Below are 24,695 nucleotides of genomic sequence, written 5' to 3'. Positions count from 1 at the left end.
CCAGACGCCTTGGCTCCTACGAGATATATCTGCGCACGAGTCGGCCCTCACCCCAGCCCTCTCCCAGGGGGAGAGGGCTGGGGTGAGGGGGATGAATAGGCACGGGCTCCCCAGAAGAAGACAGTTGCTCCTACAGGTCAGCGCCCTAGGGTGCTGATCAGGCGTCGAACACCGGTCGGAAGAAACTCCGCTCGTAGCTGATGATGCAGCGGGTTTCTTCCGCGTACCGGAACGCGGCCTGGCAGTCGGGATCGATCATTGACTGCTGCCGATAGCGTTCGTAGTCGGCCAGGCTCGGGAAGCTGAACATCGCCAGCGCGATATTGCTGGCACCCTCTGACGGCAGGAAATAGCCATGGTGCTTTCCGCCGAACTTCTCCACCAGTCCGATCCATAGCCGGCCGTAGTGTTCGAATTCCTTGAGCTTGTAAGAGTCCAGTACGTAACGCAGGTGGCAGGTAACCATCTCGTTGGCTCGCTTCAGGCTAGTGAATGAGAGCACCACCCTACCGAACGAACCTCGCGTGGCGACAGCGGCAGGGCCGACAGTATCAGTATCTGTCCGCCAATCCTCCGGCCTTTGGCTTCGGCGCAAGATCGGCGGAGAGTTGGTCGATCAGCGAGGAGTCTCAAGAAAACGTCCATGAAAAAGGGAGCCAATCGGCTCCCTTTTTCATGGACCAGTCTCAGGCGAAGACGAAGTACTTGCGCACCGTCTCCACCACTTCCCAGGTGCCCTTCATGCCCGGCTCGATGACGAACACATCGCCGGCCTTCAGGTGGATCGGCTGCTCTCCTTCGGGGGTGATGACGCAGTAGCCGTCGAGGAAGTGGCAGTACTCCCACTTCTCGTAGTTCACCTCGAACTTGCCGGGGGTGCAGATCCAGGTGCCCATGATCTTGCTGCCATCTTTCGAGGCGTAGGCATTCAGGTTGACGGTGTGCGGGTCGCCGCCGATGCGCTTCCACTTGGTGGCGTCCAGCACCGGGGTCGGACAGGTTTCTCGCAGCACGGTAATGAAGTCGGACATCTCAGCTCCGGGTCGATCCAGTGAAGGGCCCGTCACCATAGGTCGGCGAACTCGACGAGAGTTGCCTGGGGCCGACCTGCGGTTGTCCGTCGACGGCCTGCCCGGCCAGGCAGCACGCCGAAGCTGTGGCGGACCTGTCCGCCTGCAATAAAAAAGCCCCACCGTCGAAACCGACGGCGGGGCCTTGGCGAACGGCTCAGGCCCATCTGCTGACGAGATGGGCGCGCGCCGGGTGATTACCAGTTGTAGCCGACACCCGCTCCAACGGAGAAGGAGTTCTGCGTGTCGACACTACCGCCGATCTTGGCAGTCCACTTGCCGTCGTTGGTGGTGTGCGAGACGCCCATCGACACGGCCGACTGGCCATTGAAGTTGCCGATGCCCACCGACGTGGTGCTGCCACCGTTGACCATCGGTTGCGGCAGGCTGGCGATGGCGATGGCACCCGCGATACCGGCGCTCAGGCGGTCGTCCTGCTCGTGCAGGTCTTTGCGCAGAGCGTTGTAACGCGAATCGGACTGGTTGGCGAAGTCGCTCAGGGCGTCGTTCATCTGACCCAGGTTGACCGCATCGGTACGCTCGGTACCGGCGGCAACGCTGGTAATCTGGCGTTCATTGCCGGCACTGCCCACCGCGACGGAGTTGTCGCGAGTGGCCACCGAGTCGGTACCAATGGCCACCGAGTTCTTGCCCTTGGCGCGAGCGCCATTACCCATCGCAGTGCTGCTGGCGCCCGAGGATTCGGCGCCAGCACCGACCGCCACCGAGTCGGTGCCGGTCGCCTTGGGCTTGCCGCGATGGGAGGTGTCGTTCACCTGCGCCATGCCGTCCGTGCCGTTCTGCAGGTTGGTGACGTTGTTCTCGACGGTGGTCACACGCGTCTTGACCTCGTTGACGTCGCCCACCACGTTGCTGACGCTGCCGGCCAGGCCATCGACCTTGCTGTCGGTGTAGGACTTGGATTCCGCCACCGCGCCGTCGAGCTGACGCACGTTGACCGCATCGTTGTCCGCCACGCCGTCGGCCACGTTGCTGATGGTTCGGGTTTCGCCAGTCGCCGCATTACCCACGGAGACGGTACCAACGACATTGTCGTTGTTCGCGCCGGAGTATTTGCCGACATAGGGCGCTTCCGCACCACGCCCGGCATCGCTGGAGTTCTGACCAAGCGCCACGTTGCCGTTGCCGGTCGCCTGCGCGTTGTCACCCAGCGCGACGGAACCACTGCCGCCCGCCTGGGCGCCGCCGCCAATGGCGACCGCATCCGCACCACTGGCCACCGAGTCGGCCTTGCTGGAGCTGGTGTGGAAGTACTTGATGCCACCGCCATTGACGATGTTGGTCACGCTGCCTTCAAGGTTGGTCACACGGCCATCGATGATCGACACCTGGTTGTTGGTGGCGAACAGTTGTGCGCCGGTCACGGCATCGGTGCTGTCCGCGGTCAGGGCGCCAGCCTTGACGTTGGTCAGTTGCACCGGAGTGCCGGCGTTGCCGAAGGTTACCTTGTCATGGGCCGCCGAGTCGTACATCACCGCATCGCCCATCACGCCGGTCATGTTGGTGATGGCGGTGTTGATGGAGTTGATGTCAGTGGTGTTCTGGGTAGTACGGCCATCCAGGTTGCTGATCGCATCGCCGACGTTGCTGACGGTGGTGGTAGAACCATCGAGGTTGGTGACGCTGTAGCTCGGCGCCGAGATCGAGCCATCCGGGTTGACGATGGAACCGCCGCCCATGGCGGTGGCTACCGACTGGCTCACGCCGAACAGCTGGCCACCGTTGACCGCGTCCTTGCTGCCGGTGGCCACAGTGCCGTCGGCCACATTGATCAGCTTGCGCGCGCCGGCAGTGCCGGCGAAGTCCACTGCCGCACCATCGGTATCCTTGCCCACGGTCAGGTTGGCGCCCGGAGCGGATTGCTGGACCAGGCCGACCGAGCCGTTGTTGATGTTGTTGGTAAGGGTGCTGATATCGGTGGTGTTCTGGCCAACCTGCTGATTCGTCGCAAACAGCTGCGAGCCGTTGACCGCATCGCTGCTGTCCGCACTCAGGGCGCCAGCCTTGACGTTGGTCAGTTGCACCGGGGTGCCGGTATTGCCGAAGGTCACCTTGTCGTGTGCCGACGAGTCGTACTTCACCGCATCCGCCAGACTGTCACCCATGTTGGTGATGGAGGTGTTGATGGAGTTGATGTCGGTAGTGTTCTGGGTGGTGCGGCCATCCAGGTTGGTGATCGCATCACCGACGTTGCTCACCGTGGTGGTCGAACCATCGAGGTTGGTCACGCTGTAGCTCGGTGCCGAGATCGATCCATCGCTGTTGACGGTAGAGCCGCCGCCCATGGCGTTGGCTACCGACTGGCTGACACCGAACAGTTGGCCACCGTTGACCGCGTCCTTGCTGCCGCTGGCGACAGTGCCGTCGGCGACATTGATCAGCTTGCGCGCACCGGCGGTGCCGGCGAAGTCCACTGCCGCACCATCGGTATCCTTGCCCACTGTCAGATTGGCGCCCGCAGCGGACTGCTGGACCAGGCCGACCGAACCGTTGTTGATGTTGTTGGTGAGGCTGTTGATGTCGGTGGTGTTCTGGGTGGTACGGCCATCCAGGTTGCTGATCGCATCGCCCACGTTGTTGACGGTGGTGGTCGAGCCATCCAGGTTGGTCACGGCGTAGCTCGGTGCCGAGATCGATCCATCGCTGTTGACGGTAGAGCCGCCGCCCATGGCGTTGGCTACCGATTGGCTGACGCCGAACAGTTGGCCGCCGTTGACGGCGTCCTTGCTGCCGCTGGCCACGGTACCGTCGGCCACATTGAGCAGCTTGCGCGCACCGGCGGTGCCGGCGAAGTCCACTGCCGCACCATCGGTATCCTTGCCCACGGTCAGATTGGCGCCCGCAGCGGACTGCTGGACCAGGCCGACCGAACCGTTGTTGATGTTGTTGGTAAGGGTGTTGATATCGGTGGTGTTCTGGCCGACCTGCTGGTTGGTCGCAAACAGCTGCGAACCGTTGACTGCATCGCTGCTGTCGGCGCTCAGTTCACCCGCCTTGACGTTGGTCAGCTGCACCGGAGTGCCGGCGTTGCCAAAGGTCACCTTGTCGTGGGCCACCGAGTCGTAGGTCACCGCATCGGCCATCACGCCGCTCATGTTGCTGACGGTGGTGTTCAGGCTGTTGATGTCGGTGGTGTTCTGAGTGGTACGACCATCCAGGTTGCTGATTGCATCGCCCACATTGTTGACGGTGTTGGTCGAGCCATCCAGGTTGGTCACGGCGTAGCTCGGTGCCGAGATCGATCCATCGCTGTTGACGGTAGAGCCGCCGCCCATGGCGTTGGCTACCGATTGGCTGACGCCGAACAGTTGGCCGCCGTTGACGGCGTCCTTGCTGCCGCTGGCCACGGTACCGTCGGCGACATTGATCAGCTTGCGCGCACCGGCGGTGCCGGCGAAGTCCACTGCCGCGCCATCGGTGTCCTTGCCCACGGTCAGGTTGGCGCCTGCGCCCGCCTGTTGCACCAGGCCCACGGTACCGTTGTTGATGTTGGTGGTGAGGCTGCTGACGTCGCCTTCGACGTTGGTTACACGGCCGTCGAGGTTATTGATGGAAGTGGTGTTACCCGCGATATCAGCGGTGTTCTGGCCAACCTGCTGGTTGGTCGCGAACAGCTGCGAACCGTTGACCGCATCGCTGCTGTCGGCACTCAGTTCACCCGCCTTGACGTTGGTCAGCTGCACCGGAGTGCCGGCGTTGCCAAAGGTCACCTTGTCGTGGGCCGCCGAGTCGTAGGTCACCGCATCGGCCATCACGCCGCTCATGTTGCTGACGGTGGTGTTCAGGCTGTTGATGTCGGTGGTGTTCTGAGTGGTACGACCATCCAGGTTGCTGATTGCATCGCCCACATTGTTGACGGTGTTGGTCGAGCCATCCAGGTTGGTCACGGCGTAGCTCGGTGCCGAGATCGATCCATCGCTGTTGACGGTAGAGCCGCCGCCCATGGCGTTGGCTACCGATTGGCTGACGCCGAACAGTTGGCCGCCGTTGACGGCGTCCTTGCTGCCGCTGGCCACGGTACCGTCGGCCACATTGAGCAGCTTGCGCGCGCCAGCGGTGCCGGCGAAGTCCACCGCCGCGCCGTCGGTGTCCTTGCCCACGGTCAGGTTGGCGCCTGCGCCCGCCTGCTGGACCAGACCAATGGTGCCGTTGTTGATGTTGGTGGTGAGGCTGCTGACGTCGCCTTCGACGTTGGTTACACGGCCGTCGAGGTTATTGATGGAAGTAGTGTTGCCCGCGATATCGGAGGTGTTCTGGCCGACCTGCTGGTTGGTCGCAAACAGCTGCGAACCGTTGACTGCATCGCTGCTGTCGGCACTCAGTTCACCCGCCTTGACGTTGGTCAGCTGCACCGGAGTGCCGGCGTTGCCAAAGGTCACCTTGTCGTGGGCCGCCGAGTCGTAGGTCACCGCATCGGCCATCACGCCGCTCATGTTGCTGACGGTGGTGTTCAGGCTGTAGATGTCGGTGGTGTTCTGAGTGGTACGGCCATCCAGGTTGCTGATCGCATCGCCCACGTTGTTTACGGTGGTGGTCGAGCCATCCAGGTTGGTCACGGCGTAGCTCGGTGCCGAGATCGATCCATCGCTGTTGACGGTAGAGCCGCCGCCCATGGCGTTGGCTACCGATTGGCTGACGCCGAACAGTTGGCCGCCGTTGACGGCGTCCTTGCTGCCGCTGGCGACAGTGCCGTCGGCGACATTGATCAGCTTGCGCGCGCCGGTGGTGCCGGCGAAGTCCACCGCCGCGCCATCGGTGTCCTTGCCCACGGTCAGGTTGGCGCCTGCGCCCGCCTGTTGCACCAGGCCCACGGTACCGTTGTTGATGTTGGTGGTGAGGCTGCTGACGTCGCCTTCGACGTTGGTTACACGGCCGTCGAGGTTATTGATGGAAGTGGTGTTGCCCGCGATATCGCTGGTGTTCTGTGCCACCTGCTGGTTGGTCGCGAACAGCTGCGAGCCGTTGACCGCGTCCTTGCTGCCGCTGGCCACGGTACCATCGGCTACATTGAGCAGCTTGCGCGCACCGGCGGTGCCGGCGAAGTCCACCGCTGTACCATCGGTGCTCTTGCCGACGGTCAGGTTGGCGCCCGCGGCAGCCTGCTGGACCAGGCCCACGGTGCCGTTGTTGATGTTGGTGGTGAGATTAGTGAGGTTGGTAGTGTTCTGGGCAGTACGACCATCCAGGTTAGCAAGCGCATCGCCGACGTTACGCACGGTGCTGGTGGAGCCATCAGCATTGGTAACCGTATAGCTGGGAGCGTTGATGGTCCCGTCTGGGTTCACCTGTGCACCGCCACCCAGTGCAGTGGTCACGCCCTTGAGCTGCGATACGTTCACGGCATCTGTATCGGCGGTACCACGAGCCACACTGATGATCTGGCGGGTCGTCGTGGCCGTGCCAGTTCCCCCGCTACCCACCGAGACCGCTCCGGCAGTACTGCCGCCGACACCACTACTGCGGTCCGCAACTGTGCCCTGTCCCAGGGCAACCCCACCGTTGGTGGTAACGCTGCTGCCAGCGCCCAGTGCCGAACCATTCGCGGCATTACTGGTCGCATCGGCGCCCAGCGCGACCTGATTGTTCGCACCAGCGGCGTTCAGTGTGGTGGCACTATAGCCAATAGCAGTAGAACTACCGCCACCCGCGATGGCCGACTGCCCCAATGCGACATCGCCGAGATAAGTTGATTTAGCACCATCACCGATGGCGATGGAGCCACTGGTCGGCGTGGAAGCGACGGATACCGAAGCGTTACGTCCAATAGCGATGGTCCCCGTATCCCCAGCAGAGGCGTTAGGGCCAATCGCTACCGAGTCCACCCCGGCGGCAGACGAATCGGCCAATGTGGAGTTGACATGGAAATAGGTGCTGCCCACGACCGCCTGCAGGTTCGAACCCAGCAGACGGACGCCCTGTACGCTACCGGTGTTGGCACCCGGGCTGCTTATCGAATCCTCGCCAGTGAGAGCAAGAGGATCGCTCTCACTTTCTTCGGCCGGTACGGGTGATGTTGTCTCAGCAAACGCGGACTGGGCAATGCAGGCACCAGTGGCGCCCAATAGGGTGGCAAGTACTAACCCCTTTATCGAACGCGCAGACTTTGTCCGGCCCTTGGCCTGCTCGGATGCAGCCACATAAGTGCCCGTCTTCTCACACCAGACGCTGCGGTACACAAAGTTCATGAAAGAAATCCCCACTAAATAGTTGATGGCCGCTGTCAACCGAGACATCGCGAGCCTCTGGTGGACGGGTGCGCAGATGCTAAGGAGCGAGGGACTTCAGCGAATTCAGGAGGCTCTGAAGGCTGCGTAGGGCATTTCCTAATTCCGGAAAGCCCTCTCAGCACAAATTTCGAACATTGACGAGGGGTGGAAACACGCGGACGCTCTGGCTCCGGCGTACCGGGCACTGCCGACAACGGATAATCGGCAGCGGGGCAAGCGAGCAAACTGCAAGCGTTGTAGGCAGCGGCAAATAGCAGCGAATGAAACGGCGACAGTCCGACTGCCTACCGCCTGACAAGGCGAGCCCGTGCGGACGAGCGTTGGAACGTGAAAAAGCGGGCGGAGCACACCCCGCCCAGGGACATCAATGCGCGGTCTGGGGGCGAGCGGCGCCAGGAGCGATGTAGGTCGCCTGGACCCGATAATCAGTGCCCTGGATCAGGCCACGGCCGAGCCAGAGTTGCCCGTCCTGCTCCAGCGTCATGCCGCCGAAGCTCGCCGCGCTGTAGCGGGCACCCTCGTCGCTATCGAAGCTCAGGTGGTAGGCATCCAGTTGGTTCAGGCGCATCGTCGCGCTGGCGGCCGGCAAATGCTGTTGCACCAGTCGGAGGTAGGACGGCGCCAGGGTGGCGAACAGCCGGCGGGCCTGGTCGCCATACTGCGCCACGCTCAGCCCCGGTTGTTCCGACAGCCGCTGGGCAATATAGGCAAAGATATCCGCATCCGCGCGCGCCTGGGCCATGCGCAACGGCAGCAGGCGATTCAGGGCCTGGGGGTCGAGCTCCCGCTCGTGCTCGGCCCTGGTGACCGCAGGGCTCTCTGCCTCACCCTTCTGCGCATGCTCCTTGGATGTATGCGCCTTGTCATCCGGCGTCGAAGGGGTGGCTGCCTTGGGCTTGGTCACCACATCACGCATCAGCTCCTGGGGATTCACCGGCACCAGCGCGGCACTCGCCTGGTAGGCGGCGCAGGCGGTTGCCTGGGCTGCCCGGTCGCCATTCACCAGCAGGGCCAGGCCATCACCGCCCTGGTGCGGCATCTGGTCCGGAACGAAGCCCATCGAGGTGAGTTGGGCGCGGTTCTGTTCAGCGCTCACCTGCCCCGCCGCCAGCAAACAAAGCTGGTTGGCCAGCACCGGAACATGTTTGCCATTGAAGGTCGGCGACAGCGAGCGAACCGCCTCCTTGATGATCGGCAGCGCGGGCGTCGAAACCAGGCCAGTGTGCACGGGGACTTTAGCCGCCTCGCCCTGGCCACAGCCGGTCAGACCAGCCACCGAACAGATCGCCACTACCAGAATTCGGAGTTTCATCATCGCACCTCGACTCAGCCGAAATTCCCGCAGGCAGTGGCCTGCGGCTCCGGCGGAATTCTAGGGAGCGGCGCTAAGCAGCACGGTCGTCGAACTCTTAGGCTGCTGTCAGAAAAATCCTATCCGTCAGGATTGCCCGAGGACGACTCCAGGTGCAGTTATTCGCGGACAGACGTTGCCTTAATGCCGCGAGTGCTGGCGATCAGCGCGCCTGCGCGCGCACGCAGCTGTCCGCAGCCGCCATCCACGTCCTGCCCGGCACTGTTGCGCACCTTTGTCAGCACGCCCCGGCTGTGCAGGTAGCGGACGATCTCATTGATGCGCTCACCGTCCGGGCGCTGGTACTGGTCGCCTTCGAGGCTGTTGAAGGGGATCAGGTTGAGGACGCCGAGCTTGCCCTTTAACAGGCGCAGGATGCCGTCGAGTTCGTCCCGGCCGTCGTTGATGCCCTTGAGCAGCGTCCACTGGTACTGGATGGGATAGCCAACCTGCCGGGCGTAGGTCTCGCCCAACTCCACCAGCTCGTCGGGGCTGAGCTTTGGTGCGCGCGGCAGCAGTTGCTCGCGCAGTTCGGCCTTGCTGGTGTGCAGCGACAGCGCCAGGGCCGGCTTGATGCGCTGCCGGGGCAGGCGCTCGAACACGCGCGGATCGCCCACGGAGGAGAACACCAGGTTCTTGTGGCCGATGCCGCCGTCGGTACCGAGGCGGTCGATGGCTTCGAGCACATTGTCGAGGTTGTGCGCTGGCTCGCCCATGCCCATGAACACCACGCGCTTCACCGGCCGCAGGCGGCGAGCGAGCACCACCTGGACGAGAATCTCCATGGCGCTCAGCTGGCGCAGCAAGCCGCCCTTGCCGGTCATGCAGAACAGGCAGCCCACCGCGCAGCCAACCTGGGTGGACACGCACACGCCACCGCGCGGCAGCAGCACGCTTTCCACCATCTGCCCGTCGCGCAGCTGGACCAGCAGACGCTCGGAGCCGTCCGCGCCGGGATGGCGGGAATGCAGGCGCGCCAGTTGCTCAAGCTCGTCTGCGATGTCCGCCACGCCGCGGCGTACGCTCAGCGGCAGGAAGTCCTCGCTGGCCTGCCGCTTGGTGCCGGCGTCCAGCGCCCTGCCCTGCAGCCAGGCGCGAAGCATCCGGGCGCGGTGCATGGGCAGCGCGCCGAGGTCGGCAAGGCGTTGGTCGAGGTCGGTGAAGTGCATGGGGCGCGCATGCTATCACCCGCGGGGCTCGCGGCGTAGCACAGGCTGTCGCCGCGGCCACTGGAGCGATGGACGCGGCGGTGCTAGGGTCAGCCCTTGCCCATCGCAACAGGATGTTCGCCATGCGCCTGACCGGCCTGCTCGCACTCAGCTGCTCACTCAGCCTCACCGGCATTCCCACGGCCAACGCCTACACGCCGGACTTCGACGCCAGGGTGCAGAAGGCCGCCGAGGCGGTGATGCGCGAGAATGGCATCACGGGGCTGGCGATCGGCGTCACCGATAACGGCGAGCAGCGCTTCTACAACTTCGGCCTGGCCTCCCGGGAGAACCACCAGCCGGTCACCAGCGACACGCTGTTCGAGATCGGTTCGATCAGCAAGACCTTCACCGTGACCCTCGCCGCCTTCGCCCAGGCCGCCGGCAAGCTGTCGCTCAAGGACAGCCCCAGCCGCTACATGCCGGAACTGCGCGGCAGCGCCCTGGACAAGGTCAGCCTGATCAACCTCGCCACCCATACCGCCGGTGGCTTCCCGTTGCAGATTCCCGACACAGTGCAGACGCCGGAGCAGCTCACCCAGTACTACAACGACTGGCAGCCGCAGTACCTTGCCGGCACCCAGCGCACCTACGCCAATCCCAGCATCGCGCTGGTCGGCTTCGCCACTGAACGGGCGCTGGACGTGCCGTACAAGACGGCGATGCAGCGCAACCTGTTCGCCCCGCTGGGCCTCTCCAACACCCATATCGAGGTGCCGGTGACCCGCCAGGGTTACTACGCCCAGGGCTACGACAAGGACGACGCGCCGGTGCGAATCAACCCCGACGTGCTGGCCGACGTGGCCTATGGCGTGCGCACCAGCAGCCGCGACCTGCTGCGCTTCGTGGAAATCCAGCTGGGCCGGGTCAAGCTGGGAGAAAAGCTGCAGGCCGCGCTCGACGCCACCCGCACCGGTTACTACAAGGTCGGCCCGATGACCCAGGATCTGATCTGGGAGCAGTACGCCTACCCACCGAAACTGGCGGAGCTGCAACAGTACAACGGCAGCCAGATGATCCAGGGCAGCCAGCCGGTCACCGCCATCACCCCGCCGCTGCCGCCGCAGCAGAAGGTCTGGGTGAACAAGACCGGCGCCACCGCCGGCTTCGGCGCCTACGTGGCCTTCGTACCGGCCAAGCAGCGCGGCATCGTGCTGCTCGCCAACCGCAACTATCCCAACGAGGCGCGGGTGAAACTCGCCTGGGACATCCTCTCCCGCTTGCAGTGAGCTCAGGCGTCGGACTGGGCCTTGAGGAACAGCGCGAACAGCTCCGGCTGCGACTTGATGTTCAGCTTGGCGTAGATGTGCCGGCGGTGGACCTTCACCGTCTCGGCCGAGATATCCAGCTTGTTCGCCACTTCCTTGTTCGAGCAGCCACCGAGCATCAGGCGGATCACGTCCAGCTCGCGCGCCGTCAGCGGCGTGCCGAGGCGCTCCATCGCAGCCTCCAGGTCGCCCTGCCAGCGCGGCGCCTGGCGCACCGGCTGCTCGGCCATGACGCCTTCGAAGAACAGGCGCTGGCGCATCAGCCCGGCAACCCAGGGGCGGATCAGTTCCAGCAGCGCGATCTGCTCCGCCGTGAAGCGCCGCCTGCTGCCCAGTGACAGGCACAGGGTGCGCGCCTCGTCGAGCTGCACGTTGTACTGCACCTCGTCTTCCTTGACGTTGCGGTCGAAGTACAGGCGGTAGTACTCGGTCTGGCGAAAGCGCTCGGGCGCCACCTCGGACAGGCGGAACAAGCCGCTGCCGGGCCTTTCGCGGTTCGCGACGTAGAACGGGTCGAGCAGGTACAGGCCCTTGATGTAGTCGTGGAACAGCGGATCGGGCGATTCCCCCTCGTAGGGACTCTCGGCGAACAGGTAGGGTCGGCCATCGCTGAACAGCAGCGCCACCCAGTTATCCAGCGGCACGAACTCATCCAGCACCCGCGCCAGCGCAGGCCAGAAGCCGGGCCGGTCGAGCGACTCGATCAACTGCCCTACCGACCGGTTCCAGGCCACATCCGCAAGGCTGAGGTTCATCCGCATACCCCCCGGGGTTAACTACTCGACGTGATAGGAAATCCTGAAGCGAAACGCATACTTGCATTGCCTCCGGGGCCTTGTCACCCGCCCCGGCGGGACCCACTCGAACAACAACAAGGCCCGACAATGAAACTCGAACTGGTACAGCTGGCAGCCCGTGACGGCGACACCGCCCACAACCTGCAGCGCATCCTCAAGGCCATCGCCACCTGCGCGCCGGACACCGACCTGGTGGTCTTCCACGAATCGCAGATCACCGGCTTCCTCGACGCCGGCAACATCGCCGCCAACGCCGAGTCCCTCGACGGCCCGAGCGTGCGCGCCATCGCCCAGGCCGCCCGCGACCATGAAGTTGCCGTGGTGGTCGGGCTGATCGAGAACGACGGCGGACGCTTCTACAACACCACGCTGTTCATCGCCCCCGAAGGCATCCTGGCGCACTACCGCAAGACCCACCTGTGGATCTCCGAACCCGGCCTGGTGGAGCCCGGCGACCGCTACGTGACCTTCCCGTGGCACGGCATACGCATCGGCCTGCTGATCTGCTACGACACCGAGTTCCCCGAGACCGCCCGCGCCGTGGCCGAACTGGGCGCCGAGCTGATCCTGGTCACCGACGGCAACATGGAGCCCTACGGCCACGTGCACCGCACCTCCATCGCCGCCCGCGCCCAGGAGAACCAGGTGTTCGCCGTGGTGGTGAACCGCGTGGGCAGTGGCGACGACGACCTGGTCTTCGCCGGCGGCAGCGCCGCGTTCGATCCCTTCGGCCACCTGCTGTTCGAGGCCGGGCGCGAGGAATGTCGGCACAGCGTCGAGCTGGACTTCACCCGGCTCGCCGGCGCCCGCGCGTTGTACGACTATCACCGGGAGAAACGCTTCCGCCTGCCGGGCGAACGCATCAAGCACGCCGACGGTCGCCGTGAACTGCTGATTCCCTGAAGCGACCCGCTCTTTACCGGTTGCAACCTGCCCATAACAATTCCAATCAGAACCGCCGGCGCTCCTCACGGAAGCCGGCCAGGAGCATCCCATGAAAGCCCCTCGTCTACTGGCATCGGCCCTGGCGTTGGCCACCCTGATCGGCGCGCCCCTCGGCGGCGTCCAGGCCGCCGACGGCCCCACCGTGCACCTGTACAACTGGTACGACTTCATCGCCCCCGAAACGCCCGGGGAGTTCCAGCAGGAAAGCGGCATCACCCCGGTGCTGGACGTGTTCGACAACGCCGAGGTGATGCAGAGCAAGCTGATGGCCGGACGCACCGGCTACGACGTGGTGGTGGTCAGCGGCGACGTGCTGCCCAACCTGATCAAGGCCGGTGTCCTGCAGGAACTGGACCGCACCAAGTTGCCGAACTGGCCGCACCTGGACCCGGAAGTGCTCGCCACCCTGCAGAAGAACGATCCCGGTAACCGCTATGGCGCGCCCTACCTCTGGGGCACCACTGGCATCGGCTACGACGTCGACAAGATTCACGAGCTGTTCGGCGACCAGGCGCCGGTGAACACCTGGGACCTGATCTTCAAGGAAGAGAACATCGCCAAGCTCAGCCAGTGCGGCGTGGCCATGCTCGACTCGCCGACCGAGATCGTCTCCATCGCCCTGCACTACCTGGGGCTGCCGGCCAACAGCCAGAACCCCGACGACTACCGCAAGGCCGAGGCGCTGCTGCTGAAGATCCGCCCCTACGTGCGCTACTTCGACTCCTCGAAGTTCATCACCGACCTGGCCAACGGCAACACCTGCGCGGTGGTCGGCTGGGAAGGCGGCGTGTTCGATGCGCGGCTCACCGCCGAGCGCGCCGGCAATGGCCGCAAGATCGCCTACAGCATCCCCCGCGAAGGCGCACCGGTGTGGGTGGAAAGCTTCGTGCTGCTCAAGGACGCGCCGCATCCCGAACAGGGCCTGACCTTCATCGACTACATGCTGCGCCCGCAGGTGGTGGCCAAGAGCTCCGACTACGTCGGCTACCCCAACGCCAACCGCGACGCCACGATGCTGGTGAACGCGAAGCTGCGCGACGACCCCGGCGCCTATCCGTCGAAGGAAGTGATGGCCACCCTGTTCCCGCTCGAACCCCTGCCGCTGAAGACGGAGCGAGTCCGCACACGGGTGTGGAGCAAGGTCAAGACCGGGACCTGATGGACTGCGTCATTGTCACTGATGATGGACGAACGCAAGCGCTGATGGCGTGGCGTGAGAGAGCTGAGCTCGGCTGCTGATCACCCCATCCTCGAAGTCCCCTGTAGGAGCGAGCTTGCTCGCGAACCTCCTGGCCTCGGCGCCTGGGCCGTTCGCGAGCAAGCTCTCTCCTACGAAAAGCCGATCGACCTCAGTCGCTGGCCAGCTCGAACAGTTGCCAGCGCACCGAGCTGACGCCCTTCTCCAGGCTGATGCGGCTGACCATGCGCTCCAGCTGGCCGCTGGCGCCGTGGCCGCCGAGCAACTCGGCGCGCACTTCCAGCCTGGCCGGGTTGGGCTGGTCCTCACTGTGCAGCGACTGCAGGCGCAGTTCGCCGCCGTCCAGGCTGTGCAGCATCAGGCTGCGCACCTGGATCTCGTCCTCGGCGCGGCAGACGATGGCGACACCGTAGCGTTGCTCCGCCTCGTTGGCCGGCAGCACCTCCTGATGGTTCAGGCGCTGAGCGATGTCGCGCAGCAGGATGTTGGCGCACAGCACCACCACGCTGCCCAGCGCGGCCTCCAGCAGCAGCCCCATGCTGCACAGCACGCCGATGGCGGCGGTGCACCAGAGCGTGGCGGCGGTATTCAGGCCACGCACGTTCAGGCCATCGCGCATGATCACGCCGCCGCCCAGGAAACCGATCCCAGACACCACGTAGGCGGCGATGCGCGGCGCGTCCGCCGAGAGGCCCGGCATGGCCTGGGTCATCAGCACGAACAGGCAGGCACCGGTGCTGACCAGGGCGTTGGTACGCAAGCCGGTGAGACGCTGGCGCAGCTGGCGTTCGGCGCCGATCAGGGCGCCCAGGGCGAGTGCCACGGCGACCCGCAGCAGGAAGATTTTCCAATCCATGTTCCACCTCGTATCCGGCGCACGGCCGGTCCATGCGCCGGGCGAGGCCGGCGCGCTATCGGGGATGGATCGCGAAAGATCGAAAGGCCTGGATAGGCCCCGGAGGGGAATGGTGAAACGTCATCCGCCAGGGGATGCGTTTCGCCACTGTCCGCTACGCAGCGAGACAGCAGCAGGGTTCTGCCGGACGGCTCGCTGTTCAGACCTGTCGCAATCGACCAGGGCAAGTGTCCACGGCAGGACTCCCATGCAAGTTGAAAAAAACGACCGGACCCGGCGTGAGCACTATCCGGGACAGCTCCGGTCGCAAGTCCTCATCATCCCCGCGCCACCTTAAGGTTTTCTTAGGAGCCGGCACGCCGGCTTTCGATCCAGTGCTGCATCCGAACGCTCGTCTGAACATCGCTGCGGGCGCCTGGCCGGAATACTATGGCGAACGAAAAGCGCGTCAGCCCCAAACGACAGGAGAGCGTCATGCCGTTGCACGTCAGCACCCGCGAACACTGGATCAGTACCGAAAAGGGCCAGCTCTTCGCCCAGGACTGGACGCCCGACGAAACACGCGGCGAACCGATCCTGCTGTTGCATGACTCCCTGGGCTGCGTGGCGCTGTGGCGGGACTTCCCGGAACAGCTGGCGCGCACCACCGGCCGCCCGGTGATCGCCTACGACCGCCTCGGCTTCGGCCGCTCCGAACGCCACCCCGGTGCCCTGCCCCTGGGCTTCATCGACGACGAGGCGCGGGTGAACCTCCCGGCGTTACAGCAGCACTTCGGCTTCGAGCGTTGCGTGGTATTCGGCCACAGCGTCGGCGGCGCCATGGCGGTGGCCTGCGCAGCGCAGCACCCGCAGGCCTGCGCGGCGTTGATCACCGAATCGGCGCAGGCCTTCGTCGAGCACCAGACCCGCGATGGCATCCGCGCGGCCGAACAGGAATTCGCCCAGGAGGGCCAGTTGGAACGCCTGCAGAAGTACCACGGCGAAAAGGCCTTCTGGGTGCTGCGCGCCTGGGTCGATACCTGGCTGTCGAACGACTTCAGCGACTGGAACCTGGATGCCGAACTGGCCCTGGTGAAGTGCCCGATCCTCAGCCTGCACGGCGAGCAGGACGAGTACGGCTCGGCGGCGCACCCCGAGCGCCTCACCTCGGTACCCGGCGTGCCCTCGGTATTGAAACTGCTGCCCGACTGCGGCCATGTCCCGCACCGCCAGCAGCAGGCGGTGGTGCTGGAAGCGGTGGAAGAATTCCTCCGGCGTTTCAGCCACTAGGATCGCCCCATAGAGCCATGCGACTTTGGCCCGCGCAGTATCGGTCGGGGTCGCGGGCGGACGTCCGAGTGGCCGCTCGACTCGCTCTGTCCCCGATATCCCTGCGCTCAGGGACCCGGATGGAACGAAAAAAGCCCGACACGCGAGTCGGGCTTCAAGGGGTTGGGTTTTAGTAGGTGGCCGGCGCTGGTCTCCGGCTTACAAGGTTTCTGAGGAATCTGGCGGAAGAGATTCAACCTCTCCACTTCACGCGGCGTATGGGACAAATCTTGTTGTTGCCAGCCGTGTACCCCGGGAACGTGCCCCACGTCTCCTTGCTATCCACTTGCGCATCAGTCTGCGTTCTCACCTACTGGATTGAGGGTAGCAAAAGTCCCGGCAAGCGGACCGGGACTTTTTAGACCGATTTCCACCGCTGGCGCGATGGTCAGAATGGAAAGAACTATCCACGACCGGCAGGCCGGAGCAGCACCAGGAACCTCGGTTCTACTCCGGTGAACAATCACTCCGCCATGTGCAGTTCCGGCAGTCGATCGCGGAACAGGCGAGTGGCGCTGAGCAGGCAGATGAAACCCAGGCACATCCAGCCGAAGCCGATCAGGAAGGTCATGCCGGACAGGCTCGACCACAGCCAGATGGTGCTGAGGAACCCCAGCGCCGGCAACGCACCGTAGTACAGGTAGTAGCGCGTACCGCGCAGCTTCTGGTCGATCAGGTAATGCTTGATCACGGCCAGGTTCACCGCCGAGAACGCGAACAGCGCACCGAAGCTGATCATGCTGGCGACGGTATCCAGGGTAACGAACAGCGCGATCAGCGAGAGCAGGCTGATCAGCATGATCGCGGTGGCGGGAACGCGCTTCTTCGACACCAGTTTGCCGAATACCCGAGGCAGCGCGCCGTCCCGGCCCATGGCGAACAGCACGCGCGATACGCTGGCCTGGGACACCATCGCGGAGGCGAAGCAGCCCGCCACATAGGTGGCAGTGAAGAAGGTCACCAGCCCCTCGCCACCGACGCGACGCATCACGTCCAGCGAGGCAGAGTCGGCGTCAGTCAGCGCCGCCCATTCCGGGAATACCAGCTGGCCGAAATAGGCGGAGACGATGAACAGCAGACCGCCGATCAAGGTCACCAGCATGATGGCTGCGGGAATCTGGCGCTTGGGATTGGGCGTCTCTTCCGCCATGGTCGAGACGGCGTCGAAGCCGAGGAAGGACAAGCACAGGACGGCCGCGCCGGACATCACCAGCGTGAAGCTGAACTGCTCGTCATAGATGGGTTTGAGCAGCGAAACCGGCTCCGTCTGCGCGTTCATGTGGCTCCACGAAAGCGCGATGAACACCACGATGAATACGGCCTGGGCAACGATGAGAATCCAGTTGACCCGCGTGATGGACTCGATGCCGATGAGGTTGAGAAAGGTCACCAGCGCGATGGAGCCCAGGATCCACGCCGCCGCGGGAACCGCCGGGAAATACTCGGACATGTAGATGCCGATCAGCAGGTAGCTCAGCAGCGGCAGGAAGATGTAGTCGAGCAGCAGCGTCCAGCCCGCCATGAAGCCGAAGTAGGCGCCGAAGGTCTTGCGCGTGTAGGTGTAGACCGAGCCGGAATACGGGTGGGCCTGGACCATGCGCCCGTAGCTGTACGCCGTCAGCAGCATGGCAGCCAGGGTGATGACATAGGCGGTGGGCAGGTGGCCCATGGTCATCCGGGTAACCAGGCCATAGGTGGTGAACACCGCCAGCGGCACCATGTAGGCCAGCCCGAAGACTACGAGCGCGGTAATGCCCAGGGATTTGCGGAACGTGCGGGACGACGTCGACTCGCGATGAGGCTGATGGGTCGGGTGAGAGGTATCCATTACGCCTGTTGTTTTTTTCATGGCTGACTCAAGGCACTCCTGCTTCGCACGCCTCAAAGGACGTTGTTATTCGAATGGGGCGCGCATGGTGCGTCAGCTTCCCGCTGAGGAAAATTATTAAAAATATGTTCGAGCCCAATGAAAAAAATGGTCGACATGAGCCCTGCCACCACGCTCGATTCCCCGGCGCTCATACGAACTGCGCGTGCAGTACCCACCCAATCCGGCAAAAAAAAGCCGCCTCCTTGGGCGAGCAAAATCGCCTTGTCTGTCGATGAGGCCAGGCAAGGTCAACTTCACAAAAGGAGGCGGCCAGAAGATGGTTGCGGGGCGCATTAAATCTCACGCCGGCTTCCTGCGAAACGAGGATTTTTGTTGCCGCTGAGCAACGAAATTTGTGGGCGTGAACCCTCGCGTCGAACAGCACGAGCAGGGGAACGCGGATTTCGCCGAGGAGCGCTCGGCTTGAGGTAACATGTGGCGCCGTCGACCCCTCTGGCCGCCCATGTCCTCCAACGCGCTGTACACCGACCTCTCCGCCTACTACGACCTGATGTGCGCCGACATCGACTACCAGGCGCAGAGCCATTGCGTGCGCCGGCTGCACCAGCTGTTCGGCAACCAGGGGCGCAGGCACCTGGACCTCGCTTGCGGCACCGGCCCACACGTGCGCCACTTCCTCGACTTCGGCTACCGCAGTGCCGGCCTGGACATCAATCAGCCCATGCTGGACATCGCCCAGCAGCGCTGCCCCGAGGCACGTTTCAGTCGGCAGGACATGGCGGACTTCCAGGTGGACGAGCCGCTGGACCTGATCACCTGCTTCCTCTACTCGATCCACTACAACGCAGGGCTTGCGCAGTTGCGGGCGTGCCTGGCCAGCGTGCACGAAGCGCTCGCGGACAACGGCGTGTTCTGCTTCAACAGCGTGGACAAGCGGCAGATCGACAACCGCTCGTTCGTGCGCCATAGCGTGGAGCACGAGGGCAGCCACTTCACCTTCGGTTCCGGCTGGTACTACAGCGGCGAAGGCGAGCGGCAGGCGCTGCGCCTGAGCATCGAGAAGACCACCGCGGGCGTGACCCAGGCCTGGCAGGACGAACACGCCATGGTCGCCCTGAGCTTCACCGAACTGCAGGAGCTGCTGCAGCCGAACTTCGAAGTGCAGGTCTTCGAGCATGACTACGAACGGATCACGCCCTGGGGCGGTACGTCCGGGAATGCGTTGTTTGTCTGCGTGAAGCGCTGAGAACCGGCCCGCACCTCTCCTGCTCGTCAGCCATGCTTGCTGCCCGTGAAGGGGCAGAAGCCGGCTGGAGACGAGCACGATTCCAATGTGCTTGCGCCAAACATATGGAAATTCGTATATTCGATTATCCATATGTGAAGGTGAAGCCATGATCACTCCGCCTGAAGTCTTCAAGAGCCTGGCTGACGAGACCCGCGCCCGCGCCACCCTGCTCATCGCCAGCCTGGGCGAACTCTGCGTCTGCGAGCTGATGTGCGCCCTGGACGACAGCCAGCCGAAGATCAGCCGCCACCTGGCGCAACTGCGCAGCAATGGCCTGCTGCTGGATCGACGCCAGGGCCAGTGGGTGTATTACCGCCTCAATCCGGAGCTGCCCGCCTGGGTACTCGAGATGCTGCAGGTAACCCTGCAGGCCAACGCGCAATGGTTGGCCGACAACACCCTCCGCCTGCAGAACATGGACGGCCGCCCCGTCCGTGATGCCGCCTGCTGCTGATCTTCATCGAGCGAGTTCTTCATGCTGGTCGCCATTGCTGTCTTCGTTTTCACCCTCACTCTGGTCATCTGGCAACCCAAGGGCCTTGGCGTTGGCTGGAGCGCCGCCCTGGGCGCGATCATCGCCCTGGCTGCCGGCGCGGTTTCCCTGCAGGACATCCCGACCGTGTGGGCCATCGTCTGGAACGCCACTGCCACCTTCATCGCGGTCATCATCATCAGCCTGCTGCTGGATGAAGCCGGTTTCTTCGAGTGGGCCGCGCTGCACGTGGCGCGCTGGGCCAACGGCAGCGGCTACCGCTTGTTCGCCTTCTGCGTGTTGCTCGGTGCGGCCGTCTCGGCGCTGTTCGCCAATGATGGTGCGGCGCTGATCCTCACGCCCATCGTCATGTCGATGCTGCTCGCGCTGCGCTTCTCACCCGCCGCGACCCTGGCCTTCGTCATGGCTGCCGGCTTCATCGCCGATACCGCGAGCCTGCCGCTGGTGGTTTCCAATCTCGTGAACATCGTCTCCGCCGACTACTTCGGCCTGGGCTTCGCCGAATACGCCTCGGTGATGGTGCCGGTGAACCTCGCCAGCGTCGCCACCACGCTGCTGGTGCTGTTCCTGTTCTTCCGTCGCGACATCCCACGGCAGTACGCGCTCGATGCGCTGAAGGAGCCGAAAGCGGCCATTCACGATCGCGCGACCTTCATCGTCGGCGGGTGGACGCTGCTGGTGCTGCTGGTCGGCCTGTTTGCGCTGGAACCGCTGGGCATCCCGGTCAGCGCCGTGGCCGCCGTCTGCGCGGCGATTCTCTTTGCCGTCGCCGCTCGCGGCCACCGCATCTCCACCCGCCGCGTGCTGCGCGAGGCTCCCTGGCAGGTGGTGATCTTCTCCCTCGGCATGTACCTGGTGGTGTATGGCCTGAAGAACGCCGGCCTCACGGACTCCCTGACCCAGTTGCTCGATCGCCTCGCCGAGCATGGCCTGTGGAGCGCCGCCATTGGTACGGGCCTGCTGTCGGCGCTGCTGTCCTCGGTGATGAACAACATGCCCAGCGTGCTGGTCGGTGCCCTGTCGATCCAGGCCAGCGGCGCGGAGGGGCTGGTGCGCGAGGCGATGATCTACGCCAACGTGATCGGCTGCGACCTCGGACCGAAGATCACCCCCATCGGCAGCCTCGCCACGCTGCTCTGGCTGCATGTGCTGGATCGCAAGGGCATGCACATTACCTGGGGTTACTACTTCAAGGTCGGCATCCTCCTGACGCTGCCTGTTCTACTGATCACCCTTTCGGCCCTGGCGCTGCGCCTGAGCCTCTGACGTCCGCCAACAAGCGGAGGAGACCTCCATGCGAGTCCTGTTCATGTGCACGGCCAACAGCTGCCGCAGCATCCTTTCCGAAGCGCTGTTCAACCATCTGGCTCCGGAAGGCTTCGAGGCGATCAGCTCCGGCAGCTTTCCCAAGGGCAAGGTGCTGCCGCGCAGCCTCACCACCCTGGAGCAGGCCGGCATTTCCACCGAGGGCCTGAGCAGCAAGGGCAATGAAGCCTTCGAAGGCAATCCGCCGGATATCGTCATCACCGTCTGCGACAAGGCCGCCGGGGAAGCCTGCCCCCTGTACTTCGGCCCCGCGCTGAAGTCCCACTGGGGACTGGAAGACCCATCCGATGTCGTAGGCGACGAGGCGTCCATCGACGCAGCCTTCCGCGCCACGCTGAGCCGGATCGAACTGCGCTGCAAAGCCTTCTTCGCACTTCCCTTCGACACCCTGGGCCGTGACGAACTCAAGCGCGAGCTGGATCGCATTGGCGCTCTCTGAGCAGGAGGACCCCATGTCAGAGCAACTGCCCAATCTCGACCTTTCGCTGTTCGACCTGCCGCCGGCGGCAACCCGTACCAGCGAGCACAAACCGCGCATCCTGTTGCTGTACGGATCGACCCGCGAGCGCTCCTTCAGCCGTCTGCTGGTGGAAGAAGCCGCGCGCCTGCTCGAGCACTTCGGCGCCGAGACGCGCCTCTTCAATCCGTCCGGCCTGCCGCTGCCCGACGACGTGCCCGTGGAGCATCCCAAGGTGCAGGAGCTGCGTGACCTGGTGCAGTGGTCGGAAGGCCAGGTCTGGTGCTCCCCGGAGCGCCACGGTGCCCTTTCCGCTGTCTTCAAGGCGCAGATCGACTGGATTCCCCTGGCACTCGGCGCCGTCCGTCCCACCCAGGGCAAGACCCTGGCGGTGATGCAGGTCTGCGGCGGCTCGCAGTCGTTCAACGTGGTCAACCAGCTGCGCGTGCTCGGCCGCTGGATGCGCATGTTCACCATCCCCAACCAGTCCTCGGTACCCAAGGCCTACCTGGAATTCGACGACGCGGGACGCATGAAGCCGTCGCCGTACTACGATCGAGTGGTCGACGTCATGGAAGAGCTGGTGAAGTTCACCCTGCTGCTGCGTGATCGCCAGGAGTTCCTGGTGGATCGTTATTCGGAGCGCAAGGAAAGCGCCGAACAACTCTCCGCCCGCGTCAATCAACGCTCGATCTGAGGTCTCCATGCCCATCGAAATCAGGGAAGCTCGCCCCGAGGACGCCTCGGCGATCCAGGCCATCTACGCCCCGGTCGTGACCGGCACGGCGATCTCCTTCGAGGAAGTGCCGCCGACCGTGGAAGAGATGCGGCAGAGGATAGTCTCGACCCTGCGGACCTATCCGTATCTCGTTGCCGTGCGGGACGGCCACCTGGTCGGCTACGCCTACGCGAGCCAGCATCGGGCACGGGCCGCCTATCGATGGGCAGTGGACGTCACCGTCTACATCGCGGAGAGCGAGCGCCGCACGGGCGTTGGCCGCAGCCTCTATGCCGAGCTGCTTCCCATCCTCGCCCGGCAAGGATTCAACGCCGCCTATGCCGGCATCGCCCTGCCCAACGCCGGCAGCGTCGGTCTGCACGAGCAGCTGGGCTTCAGGCACATCGGCACCTTCCCGCAGGTTGGCTTCAAGCTGGGCCGCTGGCACGACGTGGGCTACTGGCGCCTGGAGCTCGGTACCCAGAGCAACTCGCCCAGTGAGCCTCGCCTATACGCGGACATCACTGGCTGAACGTTTGCTTTGGGTCGGTAGAGCCGCTCGGAAAATGAGGCCCGCCACGCGCACAACTGCAGGCGAGTCGTCACCAGGCCACTTCGCCCGCTCCAGTCCCGGCGGACCTGCGCACAGGGCCGATCCTTCACAAGCGATCGGCCACCTCGCCTCAGGGCTCCCCGCGTTTACGCCGCGACGATCCACTCCGCGGCGCGCTCCGCGATCATGATGGAGGGAGCGTTGGTGTTGCCTCCGATCAGCGTGGGCATGATGGAGGCGTCAACGACCCGGAGCCCCTCGATCCCGCGTACGCGCAACTGCTGGTCGACCACCGCCATCTCGTCGCTCCCCATCTTGCAGGTGCCGACCGGGTGGTAGACGGTGTCGGTTCGGTTGCGCAGCAGCTCGATCAATTGCTCGTCGCTGGAAAGATCCCGGCTATAGATGTCCTTCAAGCCGTACCTTGCCAACGGGGCCTGGCCGGCAATGTCCCGCACCATGCGGTAGCCCTTGAGCAAGGTGCTGACGTCGTCGTCGTGGCCGAGGAAGTTCGGGTCGATGCGCGGCGCTGCAAAGGGATCTGCCGACAGCAGGCCAACGCTGCCGATGCTTTTCGGCCGCAGCACGCAGACGTGGCAGCTGAAGCCGTGCCCCCAGTGCAGTTTGCGGCCGTGGTCATCGATCGGCCCGATGACGGCGTGCAGTTGAATATCCGGGCGTGACAGGTCCGCAGAGGTCTTCAGGAACCCTCCGCTTTCGGCGCAGTTGCTCGCGAACGTGCCGGTCTTGTGCCGGACATAGTCGCTGAATGCCTTGCCCATCCGCACCGAGCCTCTGGCGGAGATACCCAGCAAGGACGTGTCGTGGCTCTTGTAGCAGGCGATGATGTCCGGGTGATCCTGGAGGTTCTGCCCTACCCCTGGCAGCTCGTGCTGCAGCGCAATGCCGTGAGGCTTGAGCTCCGCCTCCGCGCCGATGCCCGAGAGCATCAGCAAGTGCGGACTTCCGAAGGCTCCGGCGCTCAGCAGAACTTCCTTGCGGGCCTTGATCTCCAGGCGTTCGCCCTTGACGGAGACCTGCATGCCCACGGCACGCTTGCCTTGCAGCAGGATGCGCTGGGCGTGGGCTCCGGTGATGACGGTCAGGTTGCCGCGAAGCTCGCGAATGGGCTTGAGGAACGCGCTGGCAGTGCTCCAGCGGCGGCCGTCTCGGATGGTCACATCGTAGTGCCCCACCCCTTCCTGCTCGATGCCATTGAAGTCCGGGTTACGCGGGTGCCCTGCTTGCTCGGCCGCGTCCAGGAAGGCATTGGTGACCGGATGCGCCTTCACGCGACCGACGTACAGCTCTCCGTCGGCGCCATGAAAGTCGCTCCCGCCCCGATGGTTCCCCTCGCTCTTGCGGAAGTAAGGCAACACATCGTCGTACGACCAGCCGGGGTTTCCGAGGGCTTGCCAGTCGTCATAGTCGCTGCGGTGGCCGCGGATGTAGATCATCCCGTTGATCGAGCTGCTGCCCCCCAGGGTCTTTCCGCGCGGCTGGTATCCGGTGCGGCCATTCAGGCCGGGCTGGGGGACGGTCTGCAGCGCCCAGTTGACGTGCCGGGTCGGGAGGATCGCCGCGACACCAATCGGAGTATGGATGAGCGGCGAGGTATCTTCGCCGCCGGATTCCAGCAGACACACCCGCACCGATGGATCGGCGCTCAGACGATTAGCCAGGACGCAGCCGGCCGAGCCGGCGCCAACGATGATGTAGTCGAATTCCATAATTGTTCTTCTCGGAATGCGCGCCGGGCAGACGGACTCAGCGCAGAGAT

Annotated in this window: 19 protein-coding genes; 10 read left to right on the top strand and 9 right to left on the bottom strand. The window is 64.4% G+C overall.

Going from position 1 to position 24,695, the window contains the following annotated elements; genetic code table 11:
- Positions 1-157 precede the first annotated feature (157 nt).
- The 5 genes from O6P39_RS10645 to O6P39_RS10625 form a co-directional block, all read right to left on the bottom strand.
- Complete coding sequence (locus O6P39_RS10645) at positions 158-466, bottom strand: NIPSNAP family protein (RefSeq protein ID WP_275611303.1); 309 nt, start codon at positions 464-466, stop codon at positions 158-160.
- Between the two features lie 220 nt (positions 467-686).
- Entirely contained in the window at positions 687-1,031 is a 345-nt protein-coding gene (locus O6P39_RS10640; protein ID WP_275611302.1) for a cupin domain-containing protein, read from the bottom strand.
- A gap of 236 nt (positions 1,032-1,267) precedes the next feature.
- The gene (locus tag O6P39_RS10635) at positions 1,268-6,430 is read right to left on the bottom strand and encodes a YadA-like family protein (protein WP_275611301.1); all 5,163 of its coding nucleotides are present in this window, start codon (positions 6,428-6,430) and stop codon (positions 1,268-1,270) included.
- A gap of 1,252 nt (positions 6,431-7,682) precedes the next feature.
- Positions 7,683-8,630 carry a hypothetical protein gene (locus tag O6P39_RS10630; RefSeq protein ID WP_275611300.1) on the bottom strand — a complete coding sequence of 316 codons (948 nt, stop codon included), beginning with the start codon at positions 8,628-8,630 and terminating at the stop codon, positions 7,683-7,685.
- Between the two features lie 158 nt (positions 8,631-8,788).
- The gene (locus O6P39_RS10625) at positions 8,789-9,838 is read right to left on the bottom strand and encodes an RNA methyltransferase (RefSeq protein ID WP_275611299.1); all 1,050 of its coding nucleotides are present in this window, start codon (positions 9,836-9,838) and stop codon (positions 8,789-8,791) included.
- 122 nt (positions 9,839-9,960) lie between these two features.
- Between O6P39_RS10625 and ampC the strand changes: the two genes are divergently transcribed.
- On the top strand, positions 9,961-11,106 hold the full coding sequence (ampC, locus tag O6P39_RS10620; RefSeq protein WP_275611298.1) for a class C beta-lactamase: 1,146 nt from the start codon (positions 9,961-9,963) through the stop codon (positions 11,104-11,106).
- A gap of 2 nt (positions 11,107-11,108) precedes the next feature.
- Here the strand turns inward: ampC and O6P39_RS10615 are convergent, their stop codons facing one another.
- Positions 11,109-11,900, bottom strand: coding sequence for a LuxR family transcriptional regulator (locus O6P39_RS10615; protein ID WP_275611297.1), 792 nt, complete (start codon positions 11,898-11,900; stop codon positions 11,109-11,111).
- Between the two features lie 129 nt (positions 11,901-12,029).
- On the opposite strand from O6P39_RS10615, the gene O6P39_RS10610 reads away from it, so the two are divergent.
- Both O6P39_RS10610 and O6P39_RS10605 read left to right on the top strand, forming a co-directional pair.
- Positions 12,030-12,845 carry a carbon-nitrogen hydrolase family protein gene (locus O6P39_RS10610; RefSeq protein ID WP_275611296.1) on the top strand — a complete coding sequence of 272 codons (816 nt, stop codon included), beginning with the start codon at positions 12,030-12,032 and terminating at the stop codon, positions 12,843-12,845.
- Positions 12,846-12,936: 91 nt separating this feature from the next.
- Positions 12,937-14,046 (top strand): polyamine ABC transporter substrate-binding protein, encoded by a 1,110-nt coding sequence (locus O6P39_RS10605; RefSeq protein ID WP_275611295.1) that lies wholly within the window; start codon positions 12,937-12,939, stop codon positions 14,044-14,046.
- 190 nt (positions 14,047-14,236) lie between these two features.
- Here the strand turns inward: O6P39_RS10605 and O6P39_RS10600 are convergent, their stop codons facing one another.
- Positions 14,237-14,941, bottom strand: a complete 705-nt coding sequence (locus O6P39_RS10600; RefSeq protein ID WP_275611294.1) for an MgtC/SapB family protein — start codon at positions 14,939-14,941, stop codon at positions 14,237-14,239.
- Positions 14,942-15,415: 474 nt separating this feature from the next.
- Here O6P39_RS10600 and O6P39_RS10595 point away from each other — a divergent pair, with 474 nt between their 5' ends.
- Positions 15,416-16,210, top strand: coding sequence for an alpha/beta hydrolase (locus tag O6P39_RS10595; protein ID WP_275611293.1), 795 nt, complete (start codon positions 15,416-15,418; stop codon positions 16,208-16,210).
- A 502-nt stretch (positions 16,211-16,712) separates the two neighbouring features.
- On the opposite strand, the gene O6P39_RS10590 is transcribed toward O6P39_RS10595, so the two are convergent.
- On the bottom strand, positions 16,713-18,098 hold the full coding sequence (locus tag O6P39_RS10590) for an APC family permease (protein ID WP_275611292.1): 1,386 nt from the start codon (positions 18,096-18,098) through the stop codon (positions 16,713-16,715).
- Between the two features lie 484 nt (positions 18,099-18,582).
- Between O6P39_RS10590 and O6P39_RS10585 the strand changes: the two genes are divergently transcribed.
- The 6 genes from O6P39_RS10585 (at position 18,583) to O6P39_RS10560 (ending at position 22,894) form a co-directional block, all read left to right on the top strand.
- Positions 18,583-19,326, top strand: a complete 744-nt coding sequence (locus O6P39_RS10585) for a class I SAM-dependent methyltransferase (protein ID WP_275611930.1) — start codon at positions 18,583-18,585, stop codon at positions 19,324-19,326.
- Positions 19,327-19,474: 148 nt separating this feature from the next.
- Complete coding sequence (locus O6P39_RS10580; protein WP_275611291.1) at positions 19,475-19,822, top strand: metalloregulator ArsR/SmtB family transcription factor; 348 nt, start codon at positions 19,475-19,477, stop codon at positions 19,820-19,822.
- A gap of 21 nt (positions 19,823-19,843) precedes the next feature.
- On the top strand, positions 19,844-21,127 hold the full coding sequence (locus O6P39_RS10575) for an arsenic transporter (protein ID WP_275611290.1): 1,284 nt from the start codon (positions 19,844-19,846) through the stop codon (positions 21,125-21,127).
- Positions 21,128-21,155: 28 nt separating this feature from the next.
- The gene (locus O6P39_RS10570) at positions 21,156-21,626 is read left to right on the top strand and encodes an arsenate reductase ArsC (RefSeq protein WP_275611289.1); all 471 of its coding nucleotides are present in this window, start codon (positions 21,156-21,158) and stop codon (positions 21,624-21,626) included.
- A gap of 13 nt (positions 21,627-21,639) precedes the next feature.
- Positions 21,640-22,341 (top strand): arsenical resistance protein ArsH, encoded by a 702-nt coding sequence (gene arsH, locus O6P39_RS10565; protein WP_275611288.1) that lies wholly within the window; start codon positions 21,640-21,642, stop codon positions 22,339-22,341.
- 7 nt (positions 22,342-22,348) lie between these two features.
- Positions 22,349-22,894 (top strand): arsinothricin resistance N-acetyltransferase ArsN1 family B, encoded by a 546-nt coding sequence (locus O6P39_RS10560; protein WP_275611287.1) that lies wholly within the window; start codon positions 22,349-22,351, stop codon positions 22,892-22,894.
- A 167-nt stretch (positions 22,895-23,061) separates the two neighbouring features.
- Here the strand turns inward: O6P39_RS10560 and O6P39_RS10555 are convergent, their stop codons facing one another.
- Positions 23,062-24,645, bottom strand: a complete 1,584-nt coding sequence (locus tag O6P39_RS10555) for a choline dehydrogenase (RefSeq protein WP_275611286.1) — start codon at positions 24,643-24,645, stop codon at positions 23,062-23,064.
- Positions 24,646-24,695 lie beyond the last annotated feature (50 nt).

The sequence above is a fragment of the Pseudomonas sp. PSE14 genome (genome assembly GCF_029203285.1).
Taxonomy (GTDB): domain Bacteria; phylum Pseudomonadota; class Gammaproteobacteria; order Pseudomonadales; family Pseudomonadaceae; genus Pseudomonas.
The sequence above is the reverse complement of the archived record's forward strand: the minus strand, read 5'-3'. Positions and strand labels throughout refer to the sequence as shown.